The organism is Elioraea tepida, assembly GCF_019203965.1.
Classification (GTDB): domain Bacteria; phylum Pseudomonadota; class Alphaproteobacteria; order Acetobacterales; family Acetobacteraceae; genus Elioraea_A; species Elioraea_A tepida.
Genome location: NZ_CP076448.1, coordinates 3,008,138 through 3,020,010, shown reverse-complemented (window position 1 = coordinate 3,020,010; position 11,873 = coordinate 3,008,138). Strand labels below are relative to the sequence as shown.

11 protein-coding genes and 1 pseudogene are annotated in these 11,873 nt (G+C 69.3%); 3 read left to right on the top strand and 9 right to left on the bottom strand.

The window, feature by feature from the left end:
- Nucleotides 1–4: 4 nt before the first annotated feature.
- The 4 genes from KO353_RS14485 to KO353_RS14470 all read right to left on the bottom strand — a co-directional run bounded on the left by KO353_RS14485 (nucleotide 5) and on the right by KO353_RS14470 (nucleotide 4,092).
- A complete protein-coding gene (locus KO353_RS14485; RefSeq protein WP_218285487.1) occupies nucleotides 5–1,366 on the bottom strand; it encodes a cytochrome ubiquinol oxidase subunit I in 1,362 nt (453 codons plus the stop codon).
- Nucleotides 1,366–1,944 (bottom strand): GbsR/MarR family transcriptional regulator, encoded by a 579-nt coding sequence (locus KO353_RS14480; RefSeq protein ID WP_218285486.1) that lies wholly within the window; start codon nucleotides 1,942–1,944, stop codon nucleotides 1,366–1,368. The genes KO353_RS14485 and KO353_RS14480 overlap by 1 nt, the downstream gene beginning before the upstream one ends.
- Nucleotides 1,945–2,131: 187 nt before the next feature.
- On the bottom strand, nucleotides 2,132–3,091 hold the full coding sequence (locus KO353_RS14475; RefSeq protein ID WP_235691901.1) for an alpha-ketoacid dehydrogenase subunit beta: 960 nt from the start codon (nucleotides 3,089–3,091) through the stop codon (nucleotides 2,132–2,134).
- Nucleotides 3,092–3,102: 11 nt separating this feature from the next.
- Nucleotides 3,103–4,092, bottom strand: a complete 990-nt coding sequence (locus KO353_RS14470; RefSeq protein WP_218285484.1) for a thiamine pyrophosphate-dependent dehydrogenase E1 component subunit alpha — start codon at nucleotides 4,090–4,092, stop codon at nucleotides 3,103–3,105.
- A 97-nt stretch (nucleotides 4,093–4,189) separates the two neighbouring features.
- Here KO353_RS14470 and KO353_RS14465 point away from each other — a divergent pair, with 97 nt between their 5' ends.
- The 3 genes from KO353_RS14465 to KO353_RS14455 are packed head-to-tail and all read left to right on the top strand — an operon-like array spanning nucleotide 4,190 to nucleotide 7,942.
- Nucleotides 4,190–5,026 (top strand): hypothetical protein, encoded by an 837-nt coding sequence (locus KO353_RS14465; protein ID WP_218285483.1) that lies wholly within the window; start codon nucleotides 4,190–4,192, stop codon nucleotides 5,024–5,026.
- Nucleotides 5,023–6,765, top strand: a complete 1,743-nt coding sequence (locus tag KO353_RS14460; protein WP_218285482.1) for a thiamine pyrophosphate-binding protein — start codon at nucleotides 5,023–5,025, stop codon at nucleotides 6,763–6,765. The genes KO353_RS14465 and KO353_RS14460 overlap by 4 nt, the downstream gene beginning before the upstream one ends.
- A 10-nt stretch (nucleotides 6,766–6,775) precedes the next feature.
- Nucleotides 6,776–7,942: an acetyl-CoA acetyltransferase gene (locus KO353_RS14455; protein WP_218285481.1), complete on the top strand. Its 1,167-nt coding sequence runs from the start codon at nucleotides 6,776–6,778 to the stop codon at nucleotides 7,940–7,942.
- Between the two features lie 52 nt (nucleotides 7,943–7,994).
- Here the strand turns inward: KO353_RS14455 and KO353_RS14450 are convergent, their stop codons facing one another.
- The 5 genes and pseudogenes from KO353_RS14450 to KO353_RS14430 all read right to left on the bottom strand — a co-directional run bounded on the left by KO353_RS14450 (nucleotide 7,995) and on the right by KO353_RS14430 (nucleotide 11,867).
- Nucleotides 7,995–9,020, bottom strand: a complete 1,026-nt coding sequence (locus KO353_RS14450) for a YeiH family protein (RefSeq protein WP_218285480.1) — start codon at nucleotides 9,018–9,020, stop codon at nucleotides 7,995–7,997.
- A 68-nt stretch (nucleotides 9,021–9,088) separates the two neighbouring features.
- Nucleotides 9,089–10,264: a UxaA family hydrolase gene (locus KO353_RS14445; RefSeq protein WP_328774478.1), complete on the bottom strand. Its 1,176-nt coding sequence runs from the start codon at nucleotides 10,262–10,264 to the stop codon at nucleotides 9,089–9,091.
- Between the two features lie 13 nt (nucleotides 10,265–10,277).
- On the bottom strand, nucleotides 10,278–10,562 hold the full coding sequence (locus tag KO353_RS14440; RefSeq protein ID WP_218285479.1) for a UxaA family hydrolase: 285 nt from the start codon (nucleotides 10,560–10,562) through the stop codon (nucleotides 10,278–10,280).
- 760 nt (nucleotides 10,563–11,322) lie between these two features.
- Nucleotides 11,323–11,454 (bottom strand): annotated as a pseudogene (locus KO353_RS16555) (transposase); the annotation flags it as partial.
- 107 nt (nucleotides 11,455–11,561) lie between these two features.
- Nucleotides 11,562–11,867, bottom strand: coding sequence for a DsrE family protein (locus tag KO353_RS14430; RefSeq protein ID WP_218285478.1), 306 nt, complete (start codon nucleotides 11,865–11,867; stop codon nucleotides 11,562–11,564).
- Nucleotides 11,868–11,873: the final 6 nt, after the last annotated feature.

Sequence of the window (11,873 nt, the reverse complement as noted above, 5' to 3'; positions counted from 1 at the left end):
AGCCTCACGCTTTGGCGGCGGGCACGGCGCGGGCGAGCGCAAGCGCTTCCCCGCCACCCTGCGCCGCGGGCGGCGCGCCAGCCTTGCGCGCGAGCCGGAACAGCGTCGCGACATAGGCCGCGAGCAGCACGACATAGAGGGCGAGATACATCAGAAGTGTGGAGAGCACCGTTCCTGCAGCGATCGGGCCGACCGCCTCCGCCGTGGTCAGCACGCCCGTGACGAGCCAGGGCTGGCGGCCGATCTCGGTGACGTACCAACCGGCGAGAGTCGCCACCCAGCCGGAAAACGTCATGGCCACGAACCCGATCAGGAGCGGCCGCGGCAGCGACCCGCGCCGCCAGAGATGCCAGGCGCCCGCAAGCCCCATCGCGATCATCAGAAGCCCGATGCCGACCATGACGCGGAAGGCGTAGAACACCGGCGCGACAGGAGGGTGCTTGCCGATGAAGTCATCAAGCCCCGGTACCACGCCGTCGATCCTATGCGTGAGGATCAGAGAGGCGCCGGAGGGGATGCCGATCTCGAAATGGTTGGTCCGGGCGGCCTCGTCGGGGATCGCGAAGAGGAGCAGCGGCACGTGCGAGCCGGTGGTCCAGTTGCCCTCCATCGCCGCCACCTTCGCGGGCTGGTGCTCGAGCGTGTTGAGCCCATGCAGGTCTCCCACAAGGAGCTGAGTCGGAGCAAATACCGCTGCCATCACCACGGCCGTGCGCAGTGCGGCCGCGACATCGGCGCCGCGATCGCCGCGGAGCCAGCGCCAAGCGGAGAGGCCTGCCATCAGGAAGGCGACGGTCAGCGCCGAAGCAATCAGCATGTGGGCAAGCCGATAGGGCATCGACGGCGAGAAGATGATCGCCCACCAGTCGGTCGCATGCGCGACACCATCGCGCAGCTCAAAGCCTGCGGGCGTGTGCATCCAGGAGTTCAGCACGAGGATCCAGAACGCGCTGAGCGTCGTGCCGACGGCGACGAAGACGGTTGCCCCGGTGTGAAGCCAGCCGGGCACGCGACGGAACCCGAACAACATGATGCCGAGGAAGGTCGCCTCAAGGAAGAACGCCGTCAGCACTTCGTAGGCGAGCAAGGGCCCCGCGATGTTGCCCACGCGCTCCATGAAGCCCGGCCAGTTGGTGCCGAACTGGAAGCTCATGGTGATACCGGAGACGACGCCGAGCGCGAAGGAGAGGGCGAACACCTTCACCCAGAACCGGTAGGCGCCCATCCACTTCTCGTCTCCGGTGGCGTTGAACCGGAGCTTGAAGAACAGAAGCACCCAGCCCAGCGCGATGGTGATCGTCGGGAACAGGATGTGGAACGAGACGTTGGCGGCGAACTGGATCCGCGCAAGCAGGGTCGCGTCCATCAGGCATCCTCCTTCTGCGCCGCGCGGCGCGGCCGCGCGAGCGCCACAACCTTGTCCTTCGCCTCGAGGAACTTCACCACCCGAGAGCCGAGGGCGAGAAGCTGGGCGAGGCGCTCGGTCTCGAGCCGGCGCACATCCTCGTACCAGGTGGTGAGCTGCTCGATCAGCTGGTGCATCTCGGCCATGCGCGCCTGGGCGTGACGCTCCGCCGCCGTCGACGGCTTCTGCATCAGAAGCTCGCGCAGCACCGAGAGGGTCGGGTCGACCTCCCGTTTCTTCCGCTCCTCGGCGAGAACGCGGAGGATCTGCCAGACGTCGTCCGGCGTCGTGAAGTGATCCCGCCGGTCGCCCGGGACATGCCTGAGCAGAACGAGGTTCCAGGCCTGGAGCTCGCGCAGGCCCATCGAGACGTTAGAGCGCGAGATCCCGAGCGCCTCGACGATCTGGTCGGCGTTCAACGGTTCGGGAGAGACGAAGAGCAGGGCATAGATCTGCCCCACCGTGCGGTTGATGCCCCAGCGGCTGCCCATCTCGCCGAAATGCAGCACGAAGGCCTGGATCAGCGGCGGGAGGTTCACGGTGTTCCGACCCTTCTGGCATTTCAGAACTTCCTGAAACTCATATAAGCACCGAAGCGGCGATGCAAGGCGCCCTTCCCTCCTTCTCCGGCCTCGCGACAGCAAAGGACGCCGGGGGGGGATCGTCACCGGATCTGCTTGACGGCCGCGATGGGCGGGGCCCACGCGCCCGTATGGGCCGCCCGCGTCAGGCTGCCACGACGTCGCGGATCGCGGCGACGATCTTCTGCTCCGTCACCCGGATCGCCGTCTCGAGCGGCGGGGAGAAGGGCACGGGAACGCGCGGCGCCCCAAGCCGGCGCACGGCACGCAGCCCGCCGGGGCCGAGCCGCTCGACCACGCGGGCGACCACTTCGGCCCCGAACCCGGCCGGCTCGACCGCCTCGTGCACGACGACAAGACGTCTTGTTCTCGCAACGGAAGCGACGACCGCCTCCTCGTCCCAGGGCCAGATGCTGCGGAGATCGAGCACATCCGTCTCGATCCCCTCTCGTGCGAGCGACTCTGTCGCGCGCGCCACGTCGCGCGCGGCGGCCGACCACGTCACCACCGTCGCCGCATCGCCCGAACGCACGCGCCGCGCCATGGCGAAGGGAAGCGGCTCGATCTCGTCAGGTACCTCGCCGGTCTCGCCGAACAGGTCCTTCGGGTCGAAGAACAGGACCGGATCGTCGCTTCGGATCGAGGCGACAAGCAGCCCGGCGGCATCCGCGGGCGTCGAGGGCGCGACGACGACAACGCCCGGCAGGTGCGCAAACCATGCCTCGAGCATCTGGCTGTGCTGGGCGGCCGAGTTGCGCCATATGCCGTGCGGCATGCGCACGACCACGGAGGCGCGCCCCTGGCCGCCGAACATGTAGCGCACCTTGGCGATCTGGTTCACGAGCTCGTCCATCGCGCACATCACGAAGTCGAAGATGCGCATCTCGATGATCGGCCGCGTGCCGACGAGTGCGGCGCCGAGCCCCGCACCCATGATCGTGCTTTCCGAAATCGGGGTCGAGACCACGCGGTCGGGCCCGAACGCCTCGAGGAAGCCGCGATACTGTCCGAATAGCCCGCCGCGGGCGACGTCCTCGCCGAGCACCCACACGCGCGGGTCACGCCGCATCTCCTGCTCCGCCGCGCGGCGGAGCGCTTCGATCATCGTCGCCGTGCTCATGCGGGGACCGGAACCGCGCCGACGTCCTGCACATCCGCGAATGCCGAAGCGGGCGCCGGCCAGGGCGCGGCGAGCGCCTCGGCGCGCGCCCTCGCCATCTCGGCCTCGGCGTCCGCAGCGATCGCCTCGAGCACGCCGCGGTCGACACCATTGGCCGCAAGCCAGGCCTCGAGGCGGGCGATCGGCTCACGCGCGCGCGCCGCTTCCACCTCCGCCGCATCCCGCCACGCGGCAGGGTCGGTCGAGGTGTGGCCGAGCAGGCGAAAGGTTCGCGCATGCAACAGACGCGGCCCCTCGCCGCGCCGGATTGAAGCGACCATCGCCTCGGCAAGGTCAAGCACCGCAAGCGCGTCGTTGCCGTCAACCGACGCGGCCGGCACGCCGATCGCCTCCGCGCGCGCCACCGCACCCGCGCCTGCTGTCACGGCGTCAGCGCGCGTGAAGGCGGCGACGGCGTTGTCCTCGCAGACGAACAGCACCGGCAGGCGCCAGAGCGCTGCCCAGTTCAGCCCCTCGAGGAAGGGGCCGCGATTGACCGCGCCATCGCCGAAGAAGCAGGCGACGATCGCGTCCGACCCCAGCAGCCTCAAGCCCTGCGCAGCACCGACGGCGATCGGGATGCCGCCAGCGACCACGCCATTCGCCCCCAGCATCCCGACCGAGAAATCGGCGATGTGCATCGAGCCGCCTTTGCCGCCGCAGAAGCCGCCCGCGCGCCCATAGAGCTCGCGCATCATTGGCCCTGGGGCAGCGCCTTTGGCGATCGCATGCCCGTGGCCGCGGTGGTTCGAGGTGATCCGGTCATCTCGCCGAAGTGCCGCGCAGACGCCGGCCGCGACGGCCTCCTGGCCGATCGAGACGTGCAAAGGGCCCGGGATCTCCCCCGCCTTGTGGCCGGCAAGCGCCGCCTCCTCGAAGGCGCGGATTCGCCGCATGGTGCGCAGCAGGCTGAGAGCGTGGTCAAGATTGCCGCGAGACGCGGTCATGCATTTCCCCCCTTCACGCGGCGGCGGCCGCACTTGCGCACCATGGCCGCGCGTGGTTCCTGAATCAAGTCGGCCACGGCAGGGAACAGAGAGGGGTGTGAGCGACGCCGAGCGCGTGATCGTGCGCGACAGCGTGACGGAACTCGACGACTCGGCACGCGGGCGCGTCGTGCTCGCACCGTCGCATGGCGGCCGCTACGCTGCGGCGCTCGCGGCGCGATGCGGCGTCTCTGCCGTGATCCTCTCCGACGCGGGAATAGGCCGCAACGGAGCGGGCGTAGCGGGGCTCGCGCTTCTTGACGACTTGGGCGTTCCCGCTGCAGCGGTCGATGTCTGGTCCGCACGGATCGCCGACGGGAAGGACTGTCTCCGCCGCGGCGTGCTCTCCACCGTGAACGCGCGCGGCCGCGCGCTCGGCATCGATGCCGGCATGGCGGTGGCGGAGGCGCTCGCGCGGTTTGCCGCTGCCGCGCTTCCGCCCTCGCCTCCCCCGCCCGCGCTTGCGGACTCACGGCGCGAGATCGCGGAGGCAGGCACAAAGGGCGTGCGCGTGCTCGCGCTCGACAGCAACGCCCTCGTCCGGCCTGAGGATTTGGGCCAGGTGATCGTCACCGGCTCGCATGGCGCGCTGCTCGGCGGGCGGCCGGAGACGGCGGTTAAGGTGGCGGTGTTCGCCGCCCTCTACAACGACGCCGGCATCGGCATTGACGAGGCAGGCTTGGGCAGGCTTGCGCCGCTCGCCGCGCGCGGCATCGCCGCGGCCACCGTCTCGGCCGCAAGCGCCGAGATCGGCGATGCCGCGAGCACGTATCACGACGGGATCGTCTCGGCCGTGAACGCTGTCGCGGCGCGGCTTGGCGGTGCCGTCGGCCAAACGGCGCGGGAGCTCGTCGCCCGCCTCGTCGCTGCACGTGCAAGGGAGATCTCTGGATGACGGCACCAGTCACGAACGCCACCCGAATGTCGGGCGGCCGGGCGCTTGCGGAAATGCTGAGGCTTGCGGGTGCGGGCCCGATCTTCGGCATGGGCGGGTTCCAGCTCCTGCCGTTCTACGAGGCCTGCCGCGTCCTCAATCTCCGCCACTGCCTGATCAACGACGAGCGCAGCGGCGCCTTCGCCGCCGACGCCTATGCGCGCGTGACGAACCGCCCCGGGCTCTGCGACGGAACGCTCGGCCCAGGCGCGACCAATCTCGCGACCGGGCTTGCCGAGAGCCTCAATGCCGGCATCCCGCTGATTGCCATCACCGGCGACACGAACCGGGAACATTCGTGGAAGAACATGACGCAGGAGGCGCGCCAGCTCGAGGTGCTGCGCCCCGTGGCGAAGGAGGTGATCCGGATCGAGAGCATCGCCCGAATCCCTGAACATGTCCGGCGCGCCTTTACGGTCGCGACCACGGGGCGCCCGGGGCCGGTTGTGCTCGACGTCCCGGAGGACGTGGCCCACGGGGAGCACGAGTTCGAGGCTGGAGCATTCTGGATCGACCCCGGAACACTTTCGGTGCAGGCACGACGTTTCCGCCCGGACGGCGCGGAGCTCGCGCGCGCCGCCACCCTGCTCGCCCGCGCCGAGCGGCCGCTCGTCCTCGCGGGGGGAGGCATCCATATCAGCGGCGCGCACGAGGCGCTGCAGGCGCTTGCCGAAAGCGAGGGCATCCCGGTCGCGCACACCATGTCCGGCAAGGGCGCGATCGCCTGCACGCACCCGCTTTCGGCCGGCGTGTTCGGACGCTACAGCCGGATCGCGAACGAGCTCGTCGCGGAGGCCGATCTCCTGCTCGTCGTCGGCTGTAAGCTCGGCGAGATCGCGACACGACGCTTCACGCTGATCCCGCCCGACAAGACGGTGATCCACATCGACATCGTGCCGGACGAGATCGGCCGGACGACGCGCACGACGGTCGCTCTCGCCGCCGATGCGAGGCTTGCGCTTGAGGATCTCTCTGCCGCTCTCGGCCCAGGGACTGATCGCCGGTCGCGGCGGCATTCATGGTGGTCGTCAGTCGCGCCGAGGATGGCCTCCTGGCGCGACGGTGCTGCGGATCGGCTCAAGAGCCGCGAGCGGCCGATCAATGTCGGGCGGCTGATGGACGCGCTCAACGCAGTGATGCCGGAGGACGCGATCCTGGTCGCCGATGGCGGCTTCGCCGCACATTGGGGCGCGCTTCTGTTCGACACGATGCGCCCGGGCCGCCACTTCGTCGCCGACCGCGGCTTCGCCTCGATCGGCTATGGCGCATCGGGCAGCATCGGCGCCCAGCTCGGCGCACCGGGGCGGCGCGTCGTCGGGCTCACGGGCGATGGCGGGTTCAACATGACGATCGGCGACCTCGAGACCGCGCGACGCCTCGGCACGCCGATCGTCCTCTGCGTCTTCAACAACGCCGCCTCCGGATACGTGAAGGCGCTGCAGCACGCCGTCTACGGCCCGGGCAACTACCAATCAAGCGAGCTGGTCGAACTGGACTATGCCGCGGTCGCGCGGGCGATGGGCTGCCATGGCATTCGCGTCGAGGACCCAGACACGATCGAGGCGGCGCTGCGCGAGGGCCTCGCCAACACCGACACGCCGACGGTTCTCGACGTGATCGTCACGCGCGACCCGGCGCGGATGCTTCCCGGCGTGGACAATCGCACCCTGAAGGTGGAGAAAGGCGACAGACCCGTCTGAGGAGGTGACGATGGCCGCCTGCATCGTCGGCTGGGCGCATACCCCCTTCGGCAAGCTCGAGGACCCCGACATCGAGAGCCTGATCGCCCGGGTGGCGCGCGCGGCCGTCGAGGACGCAGGGCTTGCGGTCGAGGAGGTCGATGCGCTCGCGATCGGCCTCTTTAACAACGGGTTCTCGGCGCAGGACTTCCCGGCCTCGCTCGCCTTCAACGCCGTTCCCGAGTGGCGGTTCCGCCCGGCAGTGCGAGTCGAGAACGCGTGCGCGACCGGCTCTGCCGCAATCCATGCCGGCCGCGACATGATCGCCGCGGGGCGTGCGCGCATCGTGCTCGTGGTCGGCGTCGAGAAGATGACCGCCACACCGCCCGAGAAGATCGGCGAGGCGCTGCTCGCGGCGAGCTACCGCGCCGAAGAGGGCTGCGTCGCGGGCGGCTTCGCCGGCGTGTTCGCGAAGATCGCGCAGGCCTATTTCCAGCGCCACGGTGACCAGTCGGACGCGCTCGCGATGATCGCGGCGAAGAACCACGCGCACGGCGTCAACAACCCCTACGCCCAGATCCGCAAGGACCTCGGCTTCGAGTTCTGCCGCAGCGTGCACGAGAAGAACCCCTATGTCGCGCCGCCCTTGCGACGCACAGACTGCTCGCTCGTCTCCGACGGTGCGGCGGCGGTGGTTCTCGCCGCCGAGGACGTGGCGCGGACGCTCGCGAAGGCCGTGCGCTTCCGCGCTGCGGTGCATGTCAACGAGTTCCTGCCACTTTCCCGTCGCAACCCGATCGTGTTCGAGGGCGCCGCGCGGGCTTGGTCGGAAGCCTATGCCTCGGCCGGCATCACGCTCGAGGACCTAGACTTCGTCGAGACGCATGACTGCTTCACGATCGCCGAGCTGCTCGAATACGAGGCGATGGGGCTGACGCCCGAGGGCAAAGGGGCGGTCGCGGCGCTTGAGGGCTGGACGCGCATGGACGGCCGGCTGCCGGTGAACCCCTCCGGAGGGCTCAAGGCCAAGGGACACCCGATCGGGGCGACGGGCGTGTCGATGCACGCGCTTGCCGCCATGCAGCTCACCGGGATGGCGGGGGCGATGCAGGTGCCGGGGGCGTCGCTCGGGGCCGTGTTCAACATGGGCGGGGTGGCGGTCGCGAACTACGTCTCGGTGCTCGAACCGCTGCGCTGACGGCGGCGGCGCGGCGCGGCCTGCCTGCCGTGCGCGAACCGGGCGTGCCGTTTCAGGACACGTGCACGAGCAGGAGGCCGGCCGCGCCGATGAAGCCTGTCTCGGCGACCATCAGGAGCACGGCGCGTCGGCCAACCTCGGCGAGCGACTTCAGCGACGTCTTCACCCCGAGCGCCGCGATCGAGGTGACGATGCACCATCGCGACGCGTCGCCGAGTGCGTCCTGGACCGGGGGGGGAACGAGGCCGAGGCTGTTGAGCCCGACAATGGCGAGGAAGCCGACCAGGAACCCTGGCAGAAGGGGCGGGCGTGCCTGGCCCTCGCTCGCATCTCCGGGTGCACTCCGCCGCACCACGAGCGCAATCGCGAGAACGACCGGCACGAGCATCGCGACGCGCAGGAGCTTGACGATGGTCGCTGCCTTGCCGGCTTCCGCGGAGATGCTGAAGCCGGCGCCGACGACCTGGGCGACGTCATGGATCGTCGCGCCGAGGAACACGCCCGCTTCCGTGTCGTCGAGCCCGAGGCCCCGCGCGAGCAGCGGATAGGCGACCATCGCCACGGTCGAGAGCGTGGTGACGCCGAGGATGGTGAAGGCCGTGTCGCGCTCATGCCCTGGGCGTCGGGGAAGAACCGCGGCGATTGCCGCCGCCGCCGAGGCGCCGCAGATCGCGACCGCTCCTGCAGTCAGCGTGCCGAATCGCGCCCCGAGGCCGAAGACGCGGGCGACGAGGATGCCGAACCCGATGGTGAGCAGAACAGCGGCAGCGACGCCCGCGAGCGTGCCCGGACCGAGCGCGACGATCTGCGACGCCGTGATCCTGGCGCCGAGAAGGGCGACACCGAGCCTGAGCACGGAGCGGGAGGCGAAGGCGAGGCCTAGCGCGAGCCCGCGCTCCGCGGCGAGGTGGTTGAACGCCATGCCTAACAGAAGCGCGAACAGCATGACGGGGCCGCCATGCGCCGCGGCGACGAAGGCAGCCGCCATGGCGATGACGGCGCTGAAGGCGAGGCCGGGGAAGAGCGGCCGCGCAGCCGCAAACCGTGCAACAAGATCCTTGCCGAACGTCGAAGGCATCAGCGAGAGGCGCGCTGTCCGCGAGCGAGGGGGCGCGGCGCGACCCCGGAGCCACGCCCCCGGGGCCTTCACGCGCTCTCGTAGAGCCTTGTGAGCGAGAACTCGCGGTGGCCGAGGATCTCGGCCGCCGTCAGCTCGCCATTGGCGGTGCGGAGGATGCAGTCGAGCAGCTTCTCGCCTGCCTCGTCGATCGTCATCTGCTTCTGCAGGATGCCGGTGACATCGAGATCGATATGTTCCGGCATCGTGCGCATCGTGCGCGGATTGGCCGTGATCTTGATCACGGGCAGGATCGGGTTGCCGATCACGTTCCCCTGGCCGGTGGGGAAGGTGTGCACGGCATAGCCCGCGGCGGCGCAGAGCGTGACCATCTCGGCGGCAGCCGAGGAGCTGTCCATGAACCACAGGCCCGGGTGGGAAGGCGTCTCGGCCTTGTCGAGCACGCCGTCGACGAGGCACTTCCTGCCGATCTTCTGGATGTTGCCGAGCGCCTTCTCCTCGATGGTGGTGAGCCCGCCCTCGATGTTGCCCTTGGTCGGCTGGCTCTCGGACAGGTCCGAGGTCTTGTGCGCTTCGATCACGGCCTGGTAGCGGTCGAACATCGCCTGGAACCGGGCGGCGATCTCGGGCGTGCGGCAGCGCGCCTTGACGAGATGTTCGCCCCCCGTCAGCTCCGAGGTCTCGCCGAACACGAGCGTATTGCCGTTTTCCCAGAGCTTGTCGAAGGCGTTGCCGACGGTCGGGCAGGAGGCGAGGCCCGAGGTCGTGTCGCTCTCGCCGCACTTGGTCGAGACCCAGAGCTCGCGCAAGGGCGCCGTCGTGCGCCGAAGCGTCGAGGCGTGCTTGACCAGGCGATAGGCGGCACGGGAGGCGTTGGCGATGGTCGCGATGTCGCCGTGCTGTTCGATCCAGAAGCCCTCGACCGGCTTGCCGGACTTCGCGATGCCGTCGACGACCCGCCCTGTCCAGCCGGGCTCGATGCCGATCACAACCACGCCCGCGACATTCGGGTTCGAGCCGACCCCGATAAGCGTGCGGAAGTGAAGATCGAGATCGGCCCCGAACTGGAGCCGGCCATAGGCATGGGGGATCGCCATCGCCCCCTGGATGTTGCGCGCCACCGCCTCGCAGGCGGCGTTGGAGAGGTCGTCGACCGGGAGGATGATGACGTGGTTTCGCACCCCCATCCGCCCGTTCTCGCGCCGATACCCCTCGAAGGTCAGATTGCCGAGGTCCATGCCCATCGTCGCGCCCTCCTCACCAGCGCTTGGTCTTGACGTTGTGGACGTGCAGATGCTCGCCGGCGGCGATGGGCGCGATGGCGCGGCCGATGTCGACGCCGTACTTGATGATGGTGTCTCCGGCGGCGATGTCGCGGATGGCGAGCTTGTGGCCGATCGGGATGTCGTTCTTGGCGGAGAAGGTGATCATCCGGTCCTGATCCATGATCCAGCCGGTCAGTTCCTGGCCGGCCTTCACCCCTTCCACCACCACGACCCCGACCGAGTCGTGCTCGTCATGCACGACGAAGTGGATGGTCATCCTGTTCTCTCCCTCTCCTGTCGTCCTCCGTGGCCCTTCGCGGCTCATCGCGGGCGAAGGTGACCGTCAATTCGCAAGCGCGGCTTGATGCACGCATGCCGAAGCCTGCCCTGCCTTCGGCGATCGTGCGCTCCACCATCCAGGCGAGGCCACCGCGAAGGCCGACGGCAAGCGCGTCGCGCGCGGCATTCCTCTCTGTGCGGCTGTCGAGATCCCATGCGAACACAGTGACCTCTCTGCACCGTCATCCGCCGCGTGTCGAGGCCCGCTTCGCCACTCTGAAGCCCGAGAGGGAGCATGACGCCGCGGCGAGGCAACGCGACGGAGGGGGCGCGCGCTGCGCGACGGGTGCTGATGGCGCGAGAGGAGGCGTCCCCCGCTCCTCCAGACAGCCGCTGTCGCTTCGGTGCCCGCGCCGCTGCACCCTCCTGACCGCGGGCCAACGGGTCGGAGGCAAGGGCCGGGCGCTTAGGCGGCGAACCGCGGGCTGATCCGCAGTCTGCCTCGTCCTGCAGCCCCATGACTTGGGAACCCCAGACGGTTTGCCGTTCGGCGGCGGCGGCGTGTGCGTCCCCGTCCTGCGCGCGGTCTCTGTCCAAGCGGCCCGGGCGTAGAACGCCTTGGTCGTGCCCGATCTTGTGGTTCAGGGCGCGATGATCGTCGGGGAGCTGGGCCGCCAGCCCAGCCCGGCACGGCTGAGAAGCCTGGCGGCGGCAGCTTCACTCACGGTGCTGATGGCCTCAGGGGTTATGTCGCGTGAGCGCTTGGTGGCCCACGCGTCGCACTGCTCGAGAAGCTTGCCACCAACGGGCCGCACGAAGGTGGCCTCGTTGGGAGAGATACCGACGACCTCGGTACGACGCTTGATCTCGCGGTTCAGACGCCCGATCGGGATCGTAGCCTACCCAGTCTGGCGGGGTCCGCGGCAGGAAAATGCTTGGAGCCCGCCGCGTCGATTTGCCAGCATGCGGCGCTCGCCTCCGGTCGGCCTCCTTCGCCCTAGATCTTTATGTAGGCGTATCCCTGCATCTGCAGCTCGCCGAGCCGCCCAACGCCGCTTGGGACGATATCCTCCTCGCTTGCGTCATAGAGCTGCGAGAGCGGAATGTTGCCGCGCGTCAGCGTGATTCGGCAGATCTCGAAGCGCACGCCAGCGAGCTTCAGCTCGTCGATCGTGGCGGCGATCTGCGGATCGTTTCGCGCGCCGAAGCGAAGCAGGTTCACCCCAGGCCCATGCATCACGATGCGCAGGTCGAACCGTCCTGGCGTGAGAACGGTGAGATGGTTCGAGACGTTGGTCAGCATCTGCCG